Origin of the sequence: Kitasatospora phosalacinea (assembly GCF_000717185.1) — a bacterium.
Lineage (GTDB): Bacteria > Actinomycetota > Actinomycetes > Streptomycetales > Streptomycetaceae > Kitasatospora > Kitasatospora phosalacinea_A.
Genome location: NZ_JNYE01000027.1, coordinates 16,067 through 37,703, shown reverse-complemented (window position 1 = coordinate 37,703; position 21,637 = coordinate 16,067). Strand labels below are relative to the sequence as shown.

The 21,637-nt window shown below is 74.4% G+C and carries 19 protein-coding genes; 5 read left to right on the top strand and 14 right to left on the bottom strand.

Going from position 1 to position 21,637, the window contains the following annotated elements; genetic code table 11:
* Nucleotides 1–73 precede the first annotated feature (73 nt).
* Nucleotides 74–1,159, top strand: coding sequence for an S-(hydroxymethyl)mycothiol dehydrogenase (locus OO57_RS14060; RefSeq protein ID WP_033252756.1), 1,086 nt, complete (start codon nucleotides 74–76; stop codon nucleotides 1,157–1,159).
* The gene (locus OO57_RS14055) at nucleotides 1,159–1,788 is read left to right on the top strand and encodes an MBL fold metallo-hydrolase (protein WP_033252755.1); all 630 of its coding nucleotides are present in this window, start codon (nucleotides 1,159–1,161) and stop codon (nucleotides 1,786–1,788) included. Before OO57_RS14060 ends, OO57_RS14055 begins: the two co-directional genes overlap by 1 nt.
* A gap of 112 nt (nucleotides 1,789–1,900) precedes the next feature.
* Here the strand turns inward: OO57_RS14055 and OO57_RS14050 are convergent, their stop codons facing one another.
* From OO57_RS14050 to OO57_RS14030, 5 genes are all read right to left on the bottom strand, one after another.
* Nucleotides 1,901–3,088 (bottom strand): acyltransferase family protein, encoded by a 1,188-nt coding sequence (locus OO57_RS14050; RefSeq protein ID WP_051777538.1) that lies wholly within the window; start codon nucleotides 3,086–3,088, stop codon nucleotides 1,901–1,903.
* A gap of 173 nt (nucleotides 3,089–3,261) precedes the next feature.
* Nucleotides 3,262–3,876 (bottom strand): AAA family ATPase, encoded by a 615-nt coding sequence (locus OO57_RS14045; protein ID WP_051777536.1) that lies wholly within the window; start codon nucleotides 3,874–3,876, stop codon nucleotides 3,262–3,264.
* A gap of 40 nt (nucleotides 3,877–3,916) precedes the next feature.
* Entirely contained in the window at nucleotides 3,917–4,123 is a 207-nt protein-coding gene (locus OO57_RS14040; RefSeq protein ID WP_033252754.1) for a ferredoxin, read from the bottom strand.
* Nucleotides 4,124–4,149: 26 nt separating this feature from the next.
* Entirely contained in the window at nucleotides 4,150–5,340 is a 1,191-nt protein-coding gene (locus OO57_RS14035; protein ID WP_033252753.1) for a cytochrome P450, read from the bottom strand.
* A 356-nt stretch (nucleotides 5,341–5,696) separates the two neighbouring features.
* Nucleotides 5,697–6,035: a hypothetical protein gene (locus OO57_RS14030; protein WP_033252752.1), complete on the bottom strand. Its 339-nt coding sequence runs from the start codon at nucleotides 6,033–6,035 to the stop codon at nucleotides 5,697–5,699.
* Nucleotides 6,036–6,378: 343 nt separating this feature from the next.
* On the opposite strand from OO57_RS14030, the gene OO57_RS14025 reads away from it, so the two are divergent.
* Nucleotides 6,379–6,963, top strand: coding sequence for a TMEM165/GDT1 family protein (locus tag OO57_RS14025; protein WP_033252751.1), 585 nt, complete (start codon nucleotides 6,379–6,381; stop codon nucleotides 6,961–6,963).
* A gap of 75 nt (nucleotides 6,964–7,038) precedes the next feature.
* Nucleotides 7,039–8,052, top strand: coding sequence for a phosphotransferase (locus tag OO57_RS14020; RefSeq protein ID WP_081973667.1), 1,014 nt, complete (start codon nucleotides 7,039–7,041; stop codon nucleotides 8,050–8,052).
* Nucleotides 8,053–8,066: 14 nt separating this feature from the next.
* Here the strand turns inward: OO57_RS14020 and OO57_RS14015 are convergent, their stop codons facing one another.
* The 9 genes from OO57_RS14015 to OO57_RS13975 all read right to left on the bottom strand — a co-directional run bounded on the left by OO57_RS14015 (nucleotide 8,067) and on the right by OO57_RS13975 (nucleotide 20,491).
* Nucleotides 8,067–9,659 carry a M4 family metallopeptidase gene (locus OO57_RS14015; RefSeq protein ID WP_033252750.1) on the bottom strand — a complete coding sequence of 531 codons (1,593 nt, stop codon included), beginning with the start codon at nucleotides 9,657–9,659 and terminating at the stop codon, nucleotides 8,067–8,069.
* A 117-nt stretch (nucleotides 9,660–9,776) separates the two neighbouring features.
* Entirely contained in the window at nucleotides 9,777–10,988 is a 1,212-nt protein-coding gene (locus OO57_RS14010; protein ID WP_051777597.1) for a low temperature requirement protein A, read from the bottom strand.
* A 61-nt stretch (nucleotides 10,989–11,049) separates the two neighbouring features.
* Entirely contained in the window at nucleotides 11,050–12,399 is a 1,350-nt protein-coding gene (locus OO57_RS14005) for a vWA domain-containing protein (protein WP_033252749.1), read from the bottom strand.
* Between the two features lie 285 nt (nucleotides 12,400–12,684).
* Nucleotides 12,685–13,614: an endonuclease/exonuclease/phosphatase family protein gene (locus OO57_RS14000; RefSeq protein WP_234337336.1), complete on the bottom strand. Its 930-nt coding sequence runs from the start codon at nucleotides 13,612–13,614 to the stop codon at nucleotides 12,685–12,687.
* Nucleotides 13,615–13,841: 227 nt separating this feature from the next.
* A complete protein-coding gene (locus OO57_RS13995; RefSeq protein WP_033252748.1) occupies nucleotides 13,842–14,702 on the bottom strand; it encodes a DMT family transporter in 861 nt (286 codons plus the stop codon).
* Nucleotides 14,703–14,859: 157 nt separating this feature from the next.
* Nucleotides 14,860–16,095: a hypothetical protein gene (locus tag OO57_RS13990; RefSeq protein WP_033252747.1), complete on the bottom strand. Its 1,236-nt coding sequence runs from the start codon at nucleotides 16,093–16,095 to the stop codon at nucleotides 14,860–14,862.
* Between the two features lie 219 nt (nucleotides 16,096–16,314).
* Entirely contained in the window at nucleotides 16,315–18,153 is a 1,839-nt protein-coding gene (locus OO57_RS13985; protein WP_033252746.1) for a hypothetical protein, read from the bottom strand.
* 256 nt (nucleotides 18,154–18,409) lie between these two features.
* The gene (locus tag OO57_RS13980; RefSeq protein ID WP_033252745.1) at nucleotides 18,410–20,134 is read right to left on the bottom strand and encodes an AMP-binding protein; all 1,725 of its coding nucleotides are present in this window, start codon (nucleotides 20,132–20,134) and stop codon (nucleotides 18,410–18,412) included.
* Between the two features lie 54 nt (nucleotides 20,135–20,188).
* A complete protein-coding gene (locus tag OO57_RS13975) occupies nucleotides 20,189–20,491 on the bottom strand; it encodes a hypothetical protein (RefSeq protein ID WP_033252744.1) in 303 nt (100 codons plus the stop codon).
* Between the two features lie 189 nt (nucleotides 20,492–20,680).
* Between OO57_RS13975 and dhbA the strand changes: the two genes are divergently transcribed.
* Nucleotides 20,681–21,514, top strand: a complete 834-nt coding sequence (gene dhbA / locus OO57_RS13970) for a 2,3-dihydro-2,3-dihydroxybenzoate dehydrogenase (RefSeq protein WP_051777531.1) — start codon at nucleotides 20,681–20,683, stop codon at nucleotides 21,512–21,514.
* Nucleotides 21,515–21,637 lie beyond the last annotated feature (123 nt).

Below are 21,637 nucleotides of genomic sequence, written 5' to 3'. Positions count from 1 at the left end.
GCGCGTAAGTTCGCTGCTGGGCGGCGTCCAGTGCCGGGCGCCGCCGTTGATCGAGTGAGGACGGGTACCGAAGATGGCTCAGGTTGTCCGGGGTGTGATCGCGCGTGCGAAGGGGGCGCCGGTGGAGGTGGTGCCCGTCGTGGTGCCGGATCCGGGGCCGGGTGAGGCGGTGGTGCGGGTGCAGGCGTGCGGGGTGTGCCACACGGACCTGCACTACCGGGAGGGCGGGATCAACGACGAGTTCCCGTTCCTGCTGGGGCACGAGGCGGCGGGCGTGGTGGAGTCGGTGGGCACGGGCGTGGAGGACCTCTCCCCGGGCGACTTCGTCATCCTGAACTGGCGTGCGGTGTGCGGCCGTTGCCGGGCCTGCAAGCGCGGTCGGCCGTGGTACTGCTTCGCCACCCACAACGCGAAGCAGAAGATGACGCTGGAGGACGGCACCGAGCTGTCCCCGGCGCTGGGCATCGGCGCGTTCGCGGAGAAGACGCTGGTCGCGGCGGGCCAGTGCACCAAGGTCGACCCGGCGGCGTCCCCGGCGGCGGCGGGCCTGCTGGGCTGCGGGGTGATGGCGGGCCTGGGTGCGGCGATCAACACCGGCCAGGTGGGCCGGGGCGACAGCGTCGCGGTGATCGGCTGCGGCGGCGTGGGCAACGCGGCGGTGGTGGGCTCCCGGCTGGCCGGGGCCGGCACGATCATCGCGGTGGACGTGGACGACCGCAAGCTGGCGACCGCGCAGCGCCTGGGCGCCACCCACACCGTCAACTCCCGCGCGGTGGACGCGGTGGAGACGATCCGCAGCCTGACCGGCGGCAACGGGGCGGACGTGGTGATCGAGGCGGTCGGCCGCCCGGAGACGTACCGGCAGGCGTTCTACGCCCGCGACCTGGCGGGCACGGTGGTGCTGGTGGGCGTGCCGACGCCGGAGATGAAGCTGGAGCTGCCGCTGCTGGACGTGTTCGGGCGCGGCGGCGCGCTCAAGTCGTCCTGGTACGGGGACTGCCTGCCGGAGCGGGACTTCCCGATGCTGGTCGACCTGTACCTGCAGGGGCGGCTGGACCTGGACGCGTTCGTCAGCGAGACCGTCCCGCCGGACGGCGTGGAGGAGGCGTTCGCCCGGATGCAGCGCGGCGAGGTGCTGCGCTCGGTGGTGGTGTTCTGATGGCGGCCCGGGTCGAACAGCTGGTCACCTCGGGCGAGTTCTGCCTGGACGGCGGCAGCTGGCAGGTCGACAACAACGTGTGGATCGTCGGTGACGACGCCGAGGCGGTGGTGATCGACGCGGCGCACGACGCGGCGGCGATCCACGCGGCGCTGGGCGGTCGGCGGCTGCTGGCGGTGGTCTCGACCCACGCCCACAACGACCACGTGAACGCGGCGCCCGCCCTGGCCGCCCTGACCGGCGCGCCGGTGCTGCTGCACCCCTCCGACCAGGTGCTGTGGCGGCAGGCCCACCCGGACCGCGAGCCGGACGCCCCGCTCGCCGACGGCCAGCAGCTGTCCGTCGCGGGCACGGTGCTCACCGTCCTGCACACCCCGGGCCACAGCCCCGGCGCGGTCAGCCTGTACGCCCCGGAGCTGGGCACCGTCTTCACCGGCGACACCCTGTTCGCGGGCGGCCCGGGCGCCACCGGCCGGTCGTTCTCGGACTTCCCCACCATCATCGCCTCGATCCGCGAACGCCTGCTGACGCTCCCCCCGGAGACGGTGGTCCGCACCGGCCACGGCGACCCCACCACCATCGGCGCGGAGGCCCCGCACCTGGAGGAGTGGATCACCCGCGGCCACTGAGCCCGGCCGTTCCGACGCCCCGCCGCCCGCGAACCGCCGGAACGGCGCGGGGCCCGCACGACGCGTGTCGTGCGGGCCCCGCGGAGGCGGTGCCGTGGGCGGCGCCGGGCGCTCAGGCCCGTCGTCGCCGTTCGGCGCGCTCCCGGTTGCCGATCTCCCGGACGTCGTCGAAGGCCCGGGCCAGGCCGCGGCGCAGCGCGGCGGAGGCGGGCCGTTCGACCAGGCGGTGGATCAGCCAGGCGAACACCAGCATCGAGACGGTCAGCACGCCGACCAGGGCGTAGGCGTTGTAGCGGCTGTGGAAGTGCCGGATGACCTGCCAGCCGAACTGCTCGTGGACGAGGTACAGGGGGTAGGTGAGCGCGCCCGCGCTGACCAGCCACTTCCACTGGATCCGGTCGAACCAGCCGACCGCGACGCCGATCATCACCAGGAAGGCCAGCGTGACCAGGGCGAAGGCGACGTTGTAGGAGACCTTCTGCCAGTAGTAGTCGGCGACGATGAAGCGGAGCTGGTTCTGCGCCTGCATCCAGCAGAAGCCGATCAGTCCCCACACCAGCAGGTTCCCCCCGTACCGGTGGAGCAGGTAGAGCGCGACGCCCGCGATGAAGAAGGGCGCGTAGCGGGGGAAGAACAGGACGTCGAGGACCTTCCAGCCGGTGGCCGAGGCGAGCAGCGCGAGCAGCAGCCAGCCGCAGCAGAAGGACATCACCTTGCGGTAGGTGACGCCGCCGATCGCCATCAGGCCGAACAGGACGTAGAAGCGCAGTTCGATCCAGAGCGTCCAGTAGACGCCGTCGACGTCCAGCCCGCCGGTGCCTTCCTGCACCATCGTCAGGTTGGTGATGACGTTGGAGTAGGAGCCCTTGAGCAGGTCCTTGTTCCAGGGGACGTGGACGGCGAACGCCAGGGCCGCGAGGAACAGCACGCTGAACCAGTAGGCGGGGAAGAGCCGGGTGATCCGGGAGCTGACGAAGCTGCCGAGCGGGCGGCCCCAGCTGGACATGCAGATGACGAAGCCGCTGATCAGGAAGAACATCTCGACGCCGACCCAGCCGTAGTTGGCCACCCGGTGCAGCGTGGGCATGTAGGTGCCGGCCTTGCCGCCCCAGACCGCGGTGTCCCGTTCGATGCCCGCGTAGTGCCAGCTGAGCACGGCGAGGGCGGCGAGCAGGCGCAGTCCGTCGAGGATGTAGAGGCGGGGGCGCTTGGCGGTCGGCGCGGGGAGCGGGCCCGGCTGCACGGGTATCGCGGTGGTGGCGGCGGCCGTCGGCGTGGCGAGGCTGCTGTCGGGTGGCATGGGCGGTGCTCCCGGGTGGGGTAGGGGGCGGAGTTTCGTCCGCTCGCGTGGTGCTTCCGACCGGCTCGGACCGTAGACCCGTTCGATCGCCTGACGGAGGGTTCGAGCACTTTATCTGACACGGACACCACACTGGTCACCGGGATCCCGGCGCCCGGAACCCGCCCCGCCGGTCAGCCGTCCGTCCCGGTGCCGAAGCGGATCCCGGCCAGCCGTTCGCGGGAGGCGGTGTCGGCGAGCAGCACCGAGCGGGCGCCGGGGAAGGCCGTCCGGCCGTGCCGTTCCAGTGCGGCCAGGAGGCGGGCGGTGCGGCGGACGTGGAGGCGGAAGGTGCGGGGGGCGGCGGTGCGGGCGCGGGCGTGCTGGCCGGCCAGGGCTTCGGCGGGGCGGACGGCGAGCAGCACCACGTGCAGCTCGCGTCCGCTGCGCCGGGCCCAGTGGGCGAGGGCGCGGCGCATCCACCAGCGGCTGCCGCAGTCGTGCACCAGGAGCGGCCCGGGGCGGTGGAAGGCGGCGCGGGTGCGCAGGAAGTGCAGGAGGCGGACGGCGGGCCGGTAGACGGGGTACGGGAGGCGGGCGGGCATCCGGGCCTGGCAGGCGAGGCGGGTGGTGCGCGGGTCGACGAGGGTGGCGGGGGCGGCCCAGCGGCGCAGCAGGGTGGACTTGCCGCTGCCGGGGACGCCGCCGACCAGGACGGCGGCGTCCGGCGGGTAGCGGAGCACCAGCGGTTCGCCGGGGCGGCCGCGCAGGTCGCTGACCTCGCGCGGGGCGTACCCGGTGACCTGCACGTGTTCTCCCCCGTCGTTGCTGCCCTGGCGCCCGGGCAGCCTACCGGGGCGTTCCCTCCTCCAACCGGATCGCCCCTCCCGGGCAGGCGGTGGCGGCGTCGGCGACCTCGCGGGCGAGGGCGGCGGGCGGGCGGGGGTCGAGCAGGAGGACGGTGCCGTCCTCCTCGTGCTGGTCGAACACTTCGGGGGCGGCGAGGACGCACTGCCCGGCGCCGCAGCACCGGTCGGGGTCGACGTGGACGATCACGGGGTTCCTCTCGGGTACGGGGACGTTCACCAGGCGACGGGCAGGGACTCGACGCCGTAGACGGTCATCTCGTGGCGGAAGCGGACCTCTTCGAAGGGGACGGCCAGGCGCAGTCCGGGCAGGCGGCGCAGCAGGGTGTCGAGGGCGATCTCCAGTTCCAGCCGGGCCAGCGGCTGGCCGAGGCACTGGTGGACGCCGAAGCCGAAGGCGAGGTGCTGGCGGGTGTCGCGGGTGAGGTCGAGGGCGTCGCCGTCGGGGTAGCGGCGTTCGTCGCGGTTGGCGGTGTTGATCTGGCAGATGACGCCTTCGCCGGCCCGGATCAGGACGCCGCCGATCTCGGCGTCCTCGGTGGCGACCCGGGTGACGCCGGTCTGCACGATGCTGAGCCAGCGCAGCAGTTCCTCGACGGCGGCGGGGGTGGCCTCGGGGTGGGCGCGCAGGTGGGCGAGCTGTTCGGGGTGCCGGAGCAGGGCGAGGACGGAGAGCGCGGTCATGTTGGCGGTGGTCTCGTGCCCGGCGATGAGCAGCAGGCGGCCCATGGCGCCGATGTCCTCGGTGGGCAGTTCGCCGCGGGCGGCCAGGCGGCTGAGGATGGCGTCGTCGGGTTCGGTGCGCTTGCGCTCGGTGAGGGCGTCGAGGTAGGCGGTGAGTTCGTCCTGCGCGGCGACGACCTCCGCGATCGGGCTGTCGCGGCGCAGCAGGGTGCGGCTGCAGCGCTGGAAGAACTCGTGGTCCTGGTAGGGGACGCCGAGCAGCAGGCAGATCACCAGGGAGGGCAGCGGGAGGGCGAACTCGGCGACCAGGTCGGCGGTGGCGCGGCCGGTGGTCATGGCGTCGAACAGGTCGTCGGCGGCCTGCTGGACGGCGGGGCGCAGGGCGGCGGTGCGGCGGATGGTGAAGTCGCCGGTGAGCATCCGGCGCAGGCGGCCGTGCTCGGGGTCGTCCATCCGGATGAAGGAGGTCTTCCCGGCGCCGATGTGCCGGGCGGCGGCGCTGAGGAAGGGGAAGCCGGGGCGGGCGGCGTCGGCACTGAAGCGGGGGTCGGCGAGCAGGGCGCGGGCCTCCTGGTGGCGGGTGACCAGCCAGCAGGGGGTGCCGTCCCAGAGGGTGACCCTGGTGACGGGGGTGTCCCGGCGGGCCTGCTGGTAGGCGGGCGGGGGCGCGAACGGGCAGGTGCCGCGGGGGGCGGGGTGGGCGGTGGTGGCGGCGGTGGCCATGCTGGGTTCCCTTCCCGGGCCGGGTCGGGCCGTCGCGCGGGTGCCCGGTTCCGGGGGTGGGGACCGGGGTCGGGGCGCGGCGGGGCGGGCCCGGCGATCGAGTGCCTCGCAGTTGAGTGCCTCGGGCAACTAACTCACCGTCACGCTAACTCGCGTTCCGTGTCCAGGAGAAGGACGCCCGGCCGTCGGGCCGCATTCTGTCCGGTTTCCGGTCGGCCCGGCCCGCCCGGCGGTCCACCACTGCCGCCCGCCACCGCCCGCCACCAGGCACGGCCGTGCCGCGGGCCGCCGTTCCCGCCCGTTCGCGGCCGTCCGCACGGTCGGGAACGGGCGAGATCGGGCCACCGGCCGGGCCGTCAGTCGTCGGGGCGGCCCTCCTCGTCCGGGCGGAAGCGGCGGGCCCGGCCCGGTTCGGCGGTGGTGGCGTCGCCCTGCTCCTCGTCGAAGGGCCCGACGGGGCGGGCCTCCTCGCGGCCGTCCGGCTCCGCCCCGGGCTGCTCGACCTCGTGCTCCTCCCCCGCGTCCGGCTCCGGCCCGGTGCTGCGCCCGGCGTCGTGCCGGAAGCGCCAGCCCTCGCTGTGCCGGTCGTGGCGGACGGTCGGCGGACGCCCTTCGCTGCGGTAGTCGTCGCCCGCGTAGTCGGGGTCCGGCACGCCGCCCGCGCCGCCCTGCGGCACCTCGTCCATCTCGTCCATCTCCTCGCTCGCTGCCTTCCGTTCCGGCTCCGCGCGTGCCCGGGGTGAGGCGTCCCACACCTGGTCGGGGGCGGCTTTACGCCCGCTCCGCCCGTCCCCTAGACTCGCCGGTGCGAAGGGGAGTAGTCCCGAAACACCACCGGTCGACACACTGGACGGTTCGCCCGTCCCGGCCCGTGGGTCGCAGCAGGAGACTGCCGCGACGGACGAGACCTTCGGCCCGTGCATGGCCCTGCCGCACCCACCGTGCGGCAGGTCTCGTCGCGCCGGGCCGAGAGGTTCGCCCGTCGCCCGCCCGGTGCCGTTCGAGCCCTGCGGCCCGGCCCCTGCAGAAAGCGCTCCGATGTCCTTCGACCCCCTGGCGATGCTCACCGCCTTCGGGCTGATCTTCCTCGCCGAACTCCCCGACAAGACCATGTTCGCCTCGCTGGCGATGGGCACCCGCATGCGCCCGCTGTACGTGTGGTTCGGCACCTCCGCGGCGTTCGTCGTGCACGTCGCGATCGCGGTCGGCGCGGGCAGCCTGCTGGGCCTGCTGCCCGGCGTCGCGGTCAAGCTGGTCTCCGCCGCGCTGTTCGGCTTCGGCGCGTTCGTGCTGCTGCGCTCGGGCGGCGACGAGGACGGCGAGGAGGGCGGCCCGAGGACGGTCACCGGCTTCTGGCCGGTGTGGGGCACCGCGTTCATGACGGTGTTCATCGGCGAGTGGGGCGACCTGACCCAGATCACCACCGCCAACCTGGCCGCCACCAACGGCTGGCTGCCCACCGCGATCGGCTCCGCGGCCGCCCTGATGTCGGTCTCCGCGCTGGCCCTGCTGGTCGGCCGCTTCATCGCCAAGCGCGTCCCGCTGCGCACCGTGCAGCGCGTCGGCGGCCTGTGCATGGCCGTGCTGGCCACCTGGACGCTGGTCGAGGCCTTCACCGGCTGACCCCGCCGGGGCGCGCGGCCGGATCCCCCGGAAAACCGTTCCGGCCGCGCGCCCGCCGGGTGGCAGACTGCGCCGGTGGACACCGAACAGTCGCCGCCGCACCGATCGTTCGCCGACGCCCGCTCGCTGGCCCCCGTGGTCCGGGAGGTCTTCGGCACCGACCGCCGGATCACCGCCGTCGACCGGCTGCGCGGCGGCACCAAGAAGGGCGTCTACCGGGTCGTCCTGGACGACGCCACCAGCGCGGTCGTCTACCTGTGGAGCCCGGACGAGGACTACTGGAGCGGCCTGCTCCCGGACGGCCACGACGACCCGGCGGACCCGTTCTCGCACGCCTCCGGGCTCGACCTGCTGGAGGGCGCCACCCGCCGCCTGGCGGCCGTCGGCGCCCGCGCCCCGCGCCTGCTGTTCACCGACCGCGGCCGCGGCCTGCACCCGGCCGAGCTCGCCGTCGCCGAGGACGTCCGCGGCGGCACCCTGGAGTCCCTGCTGGACCGCGACCCGGCCGCCGGGCACCGCGCCCTCGCCGCCCTCGCCGCGGTGCTGCGCCGGATGCACGCCCACCGCGCACCGGCCTTCGGCCGGGTCGCCTGGCTCGACTCCGGCGGTGCCCCGTCCGGCGACGGCTGCGAACGGGCGTACCGGGACCGGGCGCTGGTGAACCTCGCCACCGCCGTCGCCCACGACCCGCGCGCCGCCGCGGCCGAGTCCGACCTGGCCGCGAAGCTGCACGCCCTGTACGCCGGGGTCGAGCCGCGCGCCGGGCTCGGCGTGGTGCACGGCGAGCTGGGCCCCGAGCACGTCCTGATCGGGCCGGACGGCGAGCCCGTCCTGATCGACGTCGAGGGCCTGCTGTACGCCGACCCCGAGATCGAGCACTGCTGGACGCGGATGCGCTTCGGCCCGCACTACGCGGCGCTGCGCGACCCGGGCCTGGACCCGCGCCGCGTCGCCTTCTACCGGTACGCCATGCACCTGGACCTGGTCGGCGGCCCGCTGCGGATCGCCGCCGGGGACTTCCCCGACCGGCAGTGGATGCTGGAGACCGCCGACCACCACCTGCGCCAGGCCCTGGCGTACCGGGCCTGACGCCTGGCGGCGCGTCAGGACACGGACACCGCGCTCCAGGCGGCGCCCACCGCCGCGTACTCGGCGGAGCCCGCGCCGTAGAGGTCTCGGGCGGCGTTCAGCGAGGCCGCGCGGGCGCCCTTGTAGTCGGTGGTGGAGGTCATGTAGACGGTCAGCGCCCGGTACCAGATCGCGGCGACCTTCTGGTTGCCGATGCCGGTGACGGTCGAACCGTTGCAGGTCGGCGAGTTGTAGGCGACGCCGTCGAGGGTCTTGGCGCCGCTGCCCTCGCTGGCCAGGTAGAACCAGTGGTTGCCGACGCCGGAGGAGTAGTGGACGTCGAGGCGGGCGACCCGCTTGCTCCAGCAGTCCGCCGAGCCGCCGTCCAGCGAGGGCTGGTCGAAGCGGCGCAGCCACGGCGGGGTGGACTGGTCGCTGAACAGGTAGTCGCCCTTGTCGACCGCGTTGTTCGCGTAGAACTCGACCATGGTGCCGAAGATGTCGCTGGTGGACTCGTTCAGGCCGCCGGACTCGCCGCTGTAGCGGAGGTTGGCGGTGGCGCTGGTGACGCCGTGGGTCATCTCGTGGCCCATGGTGTCGAGGTCGACCTGCTCGGGGTCGACGGTGCCGTTGCCGTCGCCGGTCATCATGCAGAAGCAGGCGTCCGACCACTGGGCGTTGTCCCAGTTGGTGCCGACGTGGACGAAGACGGTGGCGCCCTTGCCGTCGTTCTTGATGCCGCTGCGGCCGAAGGTGTTCTTGTAGTAGTCGTACGTCCAGGCGGTGTTGGCGTGGGCGTCGACGGCGGCGGTGGCCCGGTCGGTGGAGAACTTCCGGCCGTCGCCCCACACGTTGTCGGCGTCGGTGTAGAGCGTCCCAGAGGTGGCCTTGACGCTGCTGGCGGAGAGGTTGTGGGCGTCCCTGGTGGTGTGGCCGCGGACGGGGTCGATCAGCGCGTAGCTGCCGTCCGCCTGCTGGGTGGTGGCGAGCGTGACGTCGCCGGTGTACTCGGAGTGGCCGGTGCCGGTCGCGGAGTGCTCGGCGTCGTAGCTCTCGATCGCCGCGCCGGTGGTGGCGTCGGTGACCACCACCCGGCCGGTGGGCTGGCCCTGCTTGCCGGTGCCGCTGACGGTGGTGCGCCAGGCGAGGCGGGCGGTGCCGTCGGCGGCCCAGACCACCAGCTCGGGCGCCGAGGTGGCGCCGGATATGCCCGGGGCCTGCCCCAGCGCCTCGGCGGCGCTGCGCTGCGCCGGGACGGCCGGGCGGGTGGTGGGGACCTTCGGGTCGTGGCCCCTGGCGCGGGAGGAGTCGGCGAGCCGGCCGCGGGCGTCCTGGTGCACCACCAGGTCGCCGCCGACCACCGGCAGTCCCTGGTAGGTGCGGTCGAAGCGGACGTGCTGGGTGCCGTCCGGGTCGAGCACCACGTCCTTGAGGACGAGTTCCTGGCCGGGGCCGTAGCCGAACAGCGCGGCGTGCTGGGCGACGTTGGCCCGGGCCCGGGCGACGGCGGCGTCCCGGCCGGGGGCGGCGGTGGCGCTGCCGGTGGTGACGCCGGTGAGGAGGAGGGCGGCGGTGGCGGCGAGGGCGGCCGCGCCGAGGGCGCGACGGCGCGCGGAGGAGGGGCTCACGCGGGACTCCAGTCGGGTAGCTGAGGGGTAGCCGACCGAGAGCCTGACCGTGAACAAACAAACAGTTCTATTTAACAGAACGGAACGTGACCCTATCGTTGCCTTCCGTGCGAACGGCTACCCCGCCCGCCCCGGCCGGTAGCCGCGGGCCCACAGCGTCGCCAGCAGGAGCAGCAGCACCACCGTCCCGGCCGTCGGCGACACCGGCAGCAGGGCCAGCAGCAGCGGCAGCAGCACCGCCGGGACGGTGTGCACCAGGACGCCGCGCAGCTGTCCGCGGCCCTCCGGCACCGACAGCACCGCCGCCAGCGCCACCGCGAAGTAGCAGGCCAGCGCCGCGCACAGCAGCCGCCGGGTGTCGTCCGGGAGGGCGCCGTCCGCGTGCTCGACCGCCCGGCCCAGCCCCGCCGCCAGCGCGGCCAGCGCCGCCGAACCCACCGCGTGGCAGAGCATCACCCGGCGCGGGCGCCCGCCCGCGACCAGCTGCGGGAACGCGGCCGCGCCGCGCCGCACGCTCAGCACCGACAGCGAGGCCAGCAGCGTCATCGCGGCCAGCCCGGTCCAGGCCAGCCGGACGTCCCAGTGCTCCTGGTCGGACGCGGCCCGGATCACCTGCACCACGCCCTCGCCCAGCACGATCACCATGAACAGGCCCAGCCGCTCCCCCAGGTGCGCGGCGTCCACCCCCGCCTCCCGCAGCTCCGGCAACGGCCGCCGCGCCCCCGGCCCGCCCCCGCGCCGCTCCCGGCGCGCCGCCCAGCGCGCCGCCACCCGGTCCCGGTCCTCCCGGGCGACGAGCAGCAGCAGCGCGTCCACCAGCAGGCCCGCGCCCCACAGCCAGTACCGCCAGGCCTCCGGCGCGACGGTCGACACCAGCCACGGCACCGCCCCCGCCCCGTACTGCGCGACCGGCCAGTCCGGCACCACCAGCAGGCTCCGCCCCTGCCGCCACAGCCGCCCCGCGTACCAGCGCAGCAGCACGTACGCCAGCGCGAAGGCGTTCGCCCGGGCGTCCTCGTGCACCCCCTCGACGGCCGCCGCCATCACCGCCATCCCGGCCATCGCCAGGAACAGCGCCAGCGAGCTGGTCCGCTCGGCGACCACGTCCCCGTACACCGTGAAGCACGCCCAGCTCAGCCAGAACGCCCCGAACAGCAGCCCGTACAGCCCCGCCGCCGACCAGTCGGGCCCCGAGTGCAGCAGGTGCGCCAACTGCCCGACCCCGGCCACCGCGATCAGGTCGAAGAACAGCTCGTTCCACCCCGCGTGCCGCTCCGGCTCCGCCGCCGCGCTCCCGTTCCCGTTCCCGTTCCCGTTCTCCGCGTCCACCACCCCATGATCGGCACCGCCCCGCCGCGCGCCCCCCGGACGCGCCGCAGCGCCCGGGCGCTCAGGGCCGCACGATCCCCGCCCGGCGGGCGGCCGCCACCCAGCGGGGGAACTCCGACAGCAGGCGGTCGTAGAGCTCCGGGTCCGGGAGGGTGCTGATGTCGTCGACCGCGAAGAAGCCGACGTTGTCGACGCGGCGGCCCGGGAGGGTGCCGAAGTGCTCCAGGACGCCGTAGTCGCCCCGGCCCAGGCCGACGAACTGCCAGAAGACGGGCTCCTCGACGGCGGCGCGCAGCTCGCGCTCGATCTCGGCGTTGCGGTAGACGCCGCCGTCGGAGAAGAACAGCACCAGGGTCGGCGCGTCCGCCGGGTTCTCGCGGACGTGGTCGCGGACCTGCGCGATGACCTTCTGCTCCTCGTTCTGGATGCCGACGGCCTTCATGTCGACCCGCCCGTCCGGCATCGGCGCGCGGACCCGGCGCCGCCCGAACAGCGACATCTCGCCGACCCGCACGTGCAGGCGCAGCCACTCCGGGAGACCGGCCAGCCGCAGGTCGGGGAGGCGGGCGGGCTGGGAGGCGAAGGTCCAGGCCTGCATGGTGCCGTCGTCGTCGAGCTGGGCGGCGACGGCGGCCATCCGCTCGACCACGTCGGCGACCACGCCCCGGTGGTAGAGGGCGCTCATCGAGCCGGAGGCGTCCAGCACCAGGACCACCCGGGCGGTGAGCTGCTGGGCGCCGTGCTTGCGCAGGCTGACCGCGACCTGCTGCTTGCGCAGGGTGAGCCGCTTGCGCATGTCGACGGGCAGCGCCCGCTCCTCCGCCGACTCCGCCACGTCCTGCGGAAGCGGAAGCGGTAGCGGCAGCGGCACGGGCGCGGGTGCGGGCTCCGGCGCGGGCACCGGCACCGGCTCCGGCTCCGGCTCCGCTTCGTGGAGGGTGAACCCGTGCGCGGCGGCGAGACCGGTCAGGCCGTCGGTCCAGCCCTGGCCGACGGCGCGGAACTTCCAGCGGTCGTCGCGCCGGTACAGCTCGCCGCAGACCAGCGCGCTCTCCGCGCCCGCCGCGGGGTCGAAGCGGGCCAGCGCGGCCCCGGTGCGGGCGTCGCCGAGCAGCAGCGACAGCCCGGGGGTGGCGCCGAGGCCGCTCCCGTCCGCGGTGAGGGCCAGCAGCAGCACCCGCTGGACGCCGGGCGGCAGGGCGTCCAGGTCGAGGTCCGTCCCGTCGGGCCGGACCGCGGCGCCGGGGGCGTGCTGGTGTTCGCGCAGCAGTCGGGGGCCGCCGTCCGCGCCGAGCAGCAGCACGGCGGTGCGCACCGCGGGGGTACCGGGCCCGGTGGGCCGGACGAGTTCGGCCCGGACGGCGGCGGCGATCGGCAGGTTGGCGCCCTTGGCGAGCGGGGTGGCAGTCACCTCCCCAGTCTGCCCAACCGCGGCGCCGCCGAGCCCCCTCCCACCCCGATCCGCCCCGGCCGGTCCCGGTCCGCTCCGCTCCGGTCCGGTCCGGTCCGGTCCGGTCCGCGGGACGAACGACCCACCGGGCGGGACCGTTCGGCCCTCGGCCGCCCGCCGGGCACGGGGCAGGGTGGGGGCGTCGGCCTCCCGGCGGCCGTGGGGGTCCGGCCGGGAGCGGGGCCCGCGGGGCCGGGGACGGTGTGGGGCCGTCCCCGGCTCCCCCGGCTCCCCCGACGGCGCGGGCTACCCGCGGACGGCGAGTTCGGCGACCACGGCGCGGTGGTCGCTGCGCGGCAGGGAGTGCTCGGAGACGTCGACGGCGGTCAGTGCGGAGCCGTGCAGGACGTGGTCGATCTGGATCACCGACGGGACGCCGGGGAAGTCCGGGTGGTCCGTCGGCCAGGTCGGGAACAGTCCGGCGCCAAGCTCCTCGTGGGTGTCGGCCAGGCCGGTGTCGACCAGGTCGCGCATCGGCTTGTGGTCGAGGGTGGCGTTGAAGTCGCCGAGCAGGACGGCGTTGCGGGTGCGCCCGGGCGCGGCGGCGGCCAGCCGGTGCAGGCCGTCGGCCCAGCGGCGGGTGTCGCCGAGCGGGTAGTAGGTGTGCACGGCGACCAGTTGCACGGGGTGGCCGGAGACGTCGACGGTCAGGTTGGCGTACGGCCAGGCGGGGTCGGCGGCGGAGCTGACGGGCAGCCGGGTGTAGAGCGCGCTGTCGGTGCCCGCGGGGTGTTCGCGGTACGGGAGCAGGTCGCGGATGCCCGCCGCGTCCAGCGCGTCGGCGGCGGAGTCGCTCTGCTCCTCGACGGCGAGCACGTCGATGCGCTGCTCGCGCACCAGGTCGACCAGGGCCTTCGGCGAGACCTGCCCCATGTAGTTGTTGCTGGTCGCCACCCGCAGCCGGGGCGCCCCGGCCGGGGCGTCCGTCCCGTCCGGGAGGAAGCGGGGCACCAGCCACCACAGCTGCAGCAGCACCAGCACGGCCGCGACCCCGCCGAGCCACTTCTCGCGCAGCGCCGCGGCGGCGCCCAGCAGCAGCACGGACAGCAGCGCGGCGTACGGCAGCCCGGCCATCGGCAGCGCCCACCAGGTGCCGTCGTCCCACCCGAACAGCCGCACCACGGCGAGCAGGCCCGGGCCCGCCAGCAGCACCCCGCAGCCCGCCAGCGCCGCCACCCGCCACCGGCTCCGGTTCCGGCTCCGAGGCCCCGCGGGCGCCCCGTCCTCCGGCGTGCTCTGCGTACCGTCCGTACCGTCCGTCACGGCGCTCCTCCCAGGGCGTCGGCCGACGGCCATGATCACCCGGCCGCCGTCGTGAAGGACAAACGCCCGCCCGCGCGCCGCGGTTCCGCCCCGCACCGCCCCGCACCACCTCCCCGCCTCCCCGCCGTCCCGACCGTGCGTCAGTGCGCGGTCTCGCGGATGTTCGGGACGGCCCGGACGAGGGTGACCACGCCGCCGGCGACCAGGACGACGGCGAGGAGTTCGGGGACGAGCAGCCAGCCGGTGCGGATCGTCTCCTCGAACAGCACCACGCCGAGCAGCAGGCTGACGGCGGCGTCGCCGATGGTCAGGGCGGGCTGCGAGGCGACCAGCGGGCCCGCCTGGAGGGCGTTCTCCAGCAGGAGGACGGCGGCGATGCCGGTGAGGGCGAAGCCGTACGTCTGCCAGGCGGTGAGGAAGCCGGGCAGGCCGCGGTCGGAGAAGGCGCCGGTGGCGGACTTGAGCAGGGCCGCGGTCAGCGCGTTGCCGACCGCGGCGGCGGTGCCGAGGGCCCCGGCGCGGAACACGGGGCTGCGGTGGCGGCCCAGGGCGGCCGCGACGCACAGGGCCATCGTGCCGAGGCAGCCGACCAGGACGGGGGCCCAGCGGCTCATCGGCGCCTGGTCCTCGGCGCCGGAGGGGGCGGCGCAGCCGAGGAACAGCGCGAGGCCGCCGACCACCGCCGCGACGCCCGCCCATCCGGCGGCGGGCATCCGGCGGTGCAGCAGCGGGGCGGCGATCAGCAGGGCGAAGGGCAGTTCCAGCACGAACACCGGCTGCACCAGGGCGAGCGGCCCGAAGGCGAGCGCGAGCGCCTGGAACAGTGCGGCCCCGGCCACCCCGGCGATCCCCGCGACCCACGCCGGGTCGCGGGCCAGCACGAGCAGGAAGCGCAGCCCCCCGCCCCGGTCGAGCCGGGCGGCCGCCTTCCGCTGGAAGGCGGTCCCGGCGGCGTTGGAGGCGGCTCCGAGCACCGCGAACACCACAGCGAGCACGTCCACCCGCCATCGGTTCCCCCGCCCCGGCCCGCGAACCCCCGCTTCCCCCGGTCGGCCCTGCGCCGACCGGGCCCGGGGCGGCCCGGACGCGCCCGCCCCGAACGCGCCCGGCCCGCCGCGGGTGTGCTCTGCGGCGGGCCGGGCGGGGGCGGGGCGGGGGTTACTGCTGGCCGCTCCAGGCGGAGCGGGGCTGGGCCTTGGCGGTGCGGAGGGTGGCCGGGTCGATGTCGACGTCCGCGTAGAAGACGCCGAGGTTGTAGCCGTCGCCCTCGGTGTTGACGGTGACGCTGATGTCGGTGTCGCCGTTGCGCAGGTACGGGGAGACGTCCCAGCGGTTGGCGTCGTAGCCGAAGGTGTTGGGGTAGGCGGGGTTGCGCGGGAAGCGCTGGGCCGGGTCGGCGTTGTCGAGGTTGGAGGTGAAGGCGTCGTTGGCGGGGTGGAGGGCGTCGCTGAAGCGGGTGAGCGGGCCGTTGGTGGACTTCATGTCCATGGTGTCGCCGGTCCACTTGTGGTCGCCGTCGTAGACGACCCAGCCGAGGTGGCCGGTGACGGGGCCGGTGGCCGGGGTCTTGATGCCGTTCAGGACGCCGGTGAGGGCGGGGCTGTTGGGGAGCTCGGGCTGGAAGCCGTCCCAGACGTGCAGGTGGCGCAGGGGCTCGCACTCGCGCTCGTAGGCGACGACGACCGTCCAGCCGCCCCAGCTGTGCGCCTTGACGACGGAGTCCATGTCGGCGGCCTCGTAGGTGCCGGAGCCGTGGTTGCGGACCGCCTCGGTGATGTCGGCGGAGGCCTGGTAGCTGCTCTCCTCGTCGGTGGTGATGTAGCCGATGGAGGGCTGCTGGTTGGCGATGTTGGTGTACTGGGCGTCGCCGGGGAACTTGAAGTAGATCTCGTCGATCTGGCTCTCGGGCAGCACGGTGTCGCCGATGCCGCGGGTGCCGCCCCAGTAGAGGCGGGCGAACTTGACGGTGGCGCCCTCGGGGATCTGCAGGTCGGCGGAGCTGGAGGAGTAGATCGGGTCGCCGAGCGGGCCGAAGTGGCCGGGGCCGTCGATGTTGATGTACTTCATCTGGAAGTTGTTGTTGATCGGGCGGGGCCCGTCGCCGTTGCGGGCCTGCACGCAGGGCGCCTGCGCCGGGTCGACGGGCGGCTGGGTCTCGTCGCAGGTCATCAGGGTGTTGCCGATGTGGGTGATGCCGCCGTGGAAGTCGCCCTCGAACCGGGTGAGGAACGGCAGCCGGTTCTCGGTGATGGTGGTCGCCGCGGTCACCCGGTTGTGGGGCGCGGTGGGGCGGCTGTCGGTGGAGTACGCGGCGGGGACGGCCAGTGCGCTGGCGGCGGCGACGAACGCGGCGGTGACGGTCAGGGTGCGCCGAGTGGGGCGGGGACGGGACAAGACGTGAGCTCCTCTGACGGATGGCCATGTGCCCTGTTGGGAGGGCACGTCCACCTGACCATCCGTCAGACCGTAGATCGGGGTATTGGGCCGAACGACGGCATTCCTGAGTATTTCCTGAGAATTGCGCCGTTCGGCCCGGCCCGGCCCGCGGCGAGGGTGGTGCGGCCCGCCGCGTCTCGGGCCGGAGGTACGCGGCGGGCCGGGCTCAGTGGGGCGTCACGGGTAGGAGACGACGTTGCTGGGGCCGCCGAAGGCGGGGTCGACGGCACGGCCGGTGCCGTTGATCACCGAGTCGATGCCGCCGGAGCCGTTGAGGAAGACGGTCAGCAGGTCGTGGAACCTGACGCCGGGGGTGGTGGGCGCCTGGAAGGCCGTCGAGTTGCGGATGTCGACGCCCTGGTTGAAGTAGGAGTAGCTGCCCATGCCCCAGCCCTCGAAGGTCTTCACCTTCGGGCCGACGGCGAACGCCGGGTAGCCCTTCTGCTCCTTGCTCGCCATCCACGCGGCCTGGTTGGGCACGTCGTAGGGGTTCTCGTTCTGGAAGAACACCACCCGGCCCTGCTCGCCGTTCCACTGCACCTCGGTCTTCTGGAAGTGCTCGACGGCGAGGCCGGTGGCCGTGACGCGGTCGCCGTTGACGACCAGTCCGGTGTCGCTGCGGGCGCTGGTCCAGCTGCCGCCGCCGGTGCCGTGGTCGGCGCGCCAGATCCAGGCGTCGTCGATCAGGGTGTCGTCGCTGTTGACCTCCAGCGCGGTGTCGGCCGCGCCGTTCAGCGCGCCGCCGACCCGGAGGAACACGTCGGAGAGGGCGATCGGGTCGGAGCGGTGCGAGGCCTTGCTGCCGCGGTTGCCGACCTGCATCAGGACCGGCGACTTCTTCTCCCCGGCGTCGATGATCAGACCGGAGACGTTGACGCCGTCCACGTCGTCGACCTTGATCGCGGCGTTGCCGTCGGTCGGGACGAGGGTGGCGAAGCCGAGGCCGACCACCTGGGTGCCGGGGCGGGTGACCTTGATCGCCTCGGGCAGCTCGTACACGCCGGGGGTGAGCAGCAGGTTGCGGCCGGCCCGGAGGGCGGCGTTGATCTGCTGGACGGTGGCGCCGGGGCGGACCACGAAGAAGTCGTCCAGGCCGATCGAGCGGCCGGGGGTGCCGCCGTCCTCCCAGGTGGTACCGCGGGAGTCGTGCTGCGCGGCGGGCACGAAGACCCGGTAGTGGCCCTGGTCGTCCAGGTACAGGTAGGGGGCCTCGCGGGTGACCGGGCAGGTGTCGAGGGTGGTGTAGGGGGAGGCCGCCGGGTCGGTGGAGAAGGACTGGGCGGGGGCGCCCTCGGTGCCGCAGAAGACCTGGTTCCAGACGCCGTTGGTCCAGCCGTCCAGGTTGCTGGTGCGGGTGAAGAACTGCTGCTGGGAGCCGTTGATCACGGTGCCGCCGGTGAACTTGGAGTCGGCGATGAAGCCGCCGCTGGCCCAGGCGGGCGAGCCGGTGCAGTAGTCCATCAGCGTCACGTTGCCGTTCATCTGGACCCGGCGCAGCGGCGCGGCCTGGGAGACCGCCCAGAAGTCGGTGTTGCCGTAGCAGCCGCTCTGGCCCGCGACGTTGACGGTGAGGTTGCTCAGCGAGCGCCAGAAGTTGGTGGTGGCGTAGCACTGCGACTGGTCGCCGCCGACGCACTGGTTGTACACGTTGACGGAGCCGTTGATCACCACGTCGCCGGGGTTCTTGCCGAGGCCCGCGACGCTCTCGTAGAAGCCGACCGGGAAGACCAGCGGGTCGGCGGCGGTGCCGTAGGTGCCGGGCTTGAACAGGATCGCGTAGCGCTCGGGGCCGAACTCGTTGCCCGCCTGGGCCCGGGCGAGGGCGTTCAGGCGGTCCTGGACCTCGGCCTTGGGCATGGCGGGGTCGAGGACGACCACGTTCGCGCCGAGGCTGCCGCCGCCGGGCGGCACGGGGGCCGCGGCGGCCTGGGTGGTGGGGGCGACGAGGGCCGCGACCAGGGCGGTGGCGGCGGCCGCCGCGAGGCCGTAGCGGCGGGACCGGGGAGCTCGGTTCATGGGGGTGCACACCCGTCTGGTGGGATCCGGGGACGGCGGCCGGGCCCGGGGCGGCGTGCTGACCGCACGTCAGCCGCAGACCCCGGCCGCTTACTTCACGCCGAGATTTAACGTATGAGAAAAGTGGGCGTCAAGACCTGCGACAGCTTCCGTCCCGGGCGGGACGCCGCGGGGCCGGACCCCGCCCGGACCCCGCCCGGGCCCCACCCGGGGCCCGACCTCCGTGGAACCGCTGGTCAGCGCCGGTCGACGCGCGTCAGCGCTGGTCCTCCGGCCGCTCCGCCAGGAGGGCGGCCGCCTGCTCGCGCATCTCGACCTTGCGGACCTTGCCGGTGACGGTCATCGGGAACTCCGCGACCACGTGCACGTACCGCGGGATCTTGAAGTGGGCGAGCCGGCCGGTGCAGAATGCGCGCACCGCCTCGGCCGTCAGCGGCGGCGCGCCCTCGCGCATCCGCACCCAGGCCATCAGCTCCTCGCCGTACCGGGCGTCGGGCACCCCGATCACCTGGACGTCGAGCACGTCGGGGTGGGCGTACAGGAACTCCTCGACCTCGCGCGGGTACACGTTCTCGCCGCCGCGGATCACCATGTCCTTGATCCGGCCGGTGATCGACAGGTAGCCGTCCGCGTCCATCACCGCCAGGTCGCCGGTGTGCATCCAGCCGTCCGGGTCGACCGCCTCGGCGGTCCGCTCCGGTTCGGCCCAGTAGCCGAGCATCACCGAGTAGCCGCGGGTGCACAGTTCGCCGGGCTCGCCGCGCGGCAGGGTGCGGCCGGTCTCCGGGTCGACCACCTTCACCTCCAGGTGCGGGCCGACCCGGCCGACGGTGGAGACCCGGCGCTCCACCGGGTCGTCGACCCGGGTCTGGGTGGAGACCGGGGAGGTCTCCGTCATGCCGTAGCAGATCGACACCTCCGCCATCCCCATCCGCTCCATCACGCCCTTCATCACCTCGGTCGGGCACGGGGCGCCCGCCATGATGCCGGTGCGCAGGCTGGACAGGTCGTACCCGTCGAAGCCCGGGTCGGCCAGTTCGGCGATGAACATGGTCGGCACCCCGTACAGCGAGGTGCAGCGCTCCGCGGCCACCGCGGCGAGGGTGGCGGCCGCGTCGAAGGCCGGGGCGGGGATGACCGTGCAGGCGCCGTGCGAGGTGGCCGCGAGGTTGCCCATCACCATGCCGAAGCAGTGGTAGAACGGCACCGGGAGGCAGATCCGGTCGCGCTCGGTGTAGCCGCACAGCTCGCCGACGAAGTAGCCGTTGTTCAGGATGTTGCGGTGCGAGAGGGTCGCACCCTTGGGGAAGCCGGTGGTGCCCGAGGTGTACTGGATGTTGATCGGGTCGTCGGGGCTCAACTCCCCCTGTATCGATTCGAGTTCGCTGCGGTCACCGGCCCTTCCGGCCGCGGTCAGCTCCGGCCAGTCCGGGCCGTCCAGCAGCACCACGTCCAGCAGTTCGGGGCAGCGCGGGCGCACCTCGGCGATCATCGCCGCGTAGTCGGAGCTCTTGAACCGCTCGGCCGCCACCAGCAGTCGCACGCCCGCCTGGCCCAGCACGTACTCCAACTCGTGCGCGCGGTAGGCCGGGTTGATCGTCACCAGCACCGCGCCGATCCGGGCGGTGGCGTACTGGGTGAGCGTCCACTCGGCCCGGTTGGGCGCCCAGATGCCGACCCGGTCGCCCCGGCCGACGCCCCGCGCGCGCAGCCCGAGCGCCACCGCGTCCACGTCGGCGGCGAGTTCGGCGTACGTCCAGCGGCGGCCGGTGGCGCACTCGACCAGCGCCTCCCGCTCCGGGAAGGCGCGCACCGCCCGGTCGAGGTTCGCGCCGATGGTGTCGTCGAGCAGCGGCGTGCCGGTCGGGCCCGAGGCGTGGCTGGGCGGGGGCGTGCCGGTCGGGCCCGAGGCGCGGCTGGGCGGGGGCGTGGCGTGCGACAAGGGGGCCTCCTGGGACCGGACGTACCGACGGGTACCCATGCTGCGCAGCCGCGGCCGGCTTGACCAGCCCCCTTCCGGGATTCGGTCCGGCGCTCAGTCCGACAGCGTGCGGTCGCCGATCACGTCCAGGTTGCGGAAGGTCGGCGGCCCGTCGCACAGGGCGGCGGCGCGGGCCGCGAACTCGGCGGTCTCGGGGCGCTGCGAGTTCTCCATCGCCACCTCGTACGAGGGGAACTCGACGATGTTCAGGTAGGTGTCGGTGCCGTCGCGGTCCCTGGTCTGCAGGGCGCGCACGGCGAGGCGGTGGCCCTCGTTCCTGGCGACCCACTCGTCCAGCAGTTCGTTGAACTCGTCGATCCGCCCGGTCCGGTACTCGATGATCTGGATGAACCTCACCGGTGGCCTCCTCGGTTCGTCGGCTCGCGCGGGCGGGCGCCCGCCCGCTGGGTCAAGCGTCTCCGCGGGGCGGGCGGGCCGCAATGCAAGGCGGTCACCGGGCACTCCCCGAAGGATGATTAGGCTAACCTAACCTAAGTGGGTCGGGGTCCTCCGGCCCGCCGCATCCGCACACCCGGGAGCACCCCCATGCCGTTCACCACCCGCATACCCGCCCCCGCCGCTCCCGGCGCCGCCACCGGCGCCGCCGACCCCGGGAGCGGGGACGGCTTCGCGGGCCGGATCGCCCTGGTCACCGGCGCGGCCCAGGGCATCGGCGCGGCCGTGGCCGCCCTGCTCGCCGCCCGCGGCGCCCGGGTGGTCGGCTGCGACCTGCGCGGCGGGCCGGTCGGCGGGGACGGCGACGGCCGGGGCGGCATCCGGGAGTTGGACGTCACCGACGGCGCCGCCGTCGAGGCGCTGGTGGAGCGCACCGAGCGCGAACTCGGCCCGGTGGACGTCCTGGTGAACGTCGCCGGGGTGCTGCGGGTGGCGCCCGCACTGGAGTTGGCGGACGCCGACTGGCAGCACTCCTTCGACGTCAACACCACCGGCGTCTTCCACACCTGCCGCTCCGTCGGCCGCCGGATGGCCGCGCGCGGCCGGGGCTCCATCGTCACCGTCGGCTCCAACGCCGCGGGCGTCCCGCGCACCGGCATGGCCGCGTACGCCGCGTCCAAGGCCGCCACCACGATGTACATGCGCTGCCTGGGCCTGGAGCTCGCCGCCTCCGGGGTGCGCTGCAACCTGGTCTCCCCCGGCTCCACCGACACCGAGATGCAGCGCTCGCTGTGGACCGACCCCGACGCCGAACGCCGCGTCCTGGAGGGCGACCCCGCCACCTACCGGGTCGGCATCCCGCTCGGCCGGATCGCCGACCCGGTGGACGTCGCCGAGGCCGTCGCCTTCCTCGCCGGCGACCGCGCCCGGCACATCACCATGCACGACCTGTACGTCGACGGCGGCGCGACGCTGCGCGCCTGACGGATCGTCAGTTTCCTTGCTCTGAGCTGCCCTTCCCTGCTCTTCCCTAACCTGCCCTGACCTGCCCGGTGGCGGCCGCCACAGCGCCGCCACGGGCCGCTTCGCCACGCCCTCGTCCGACTC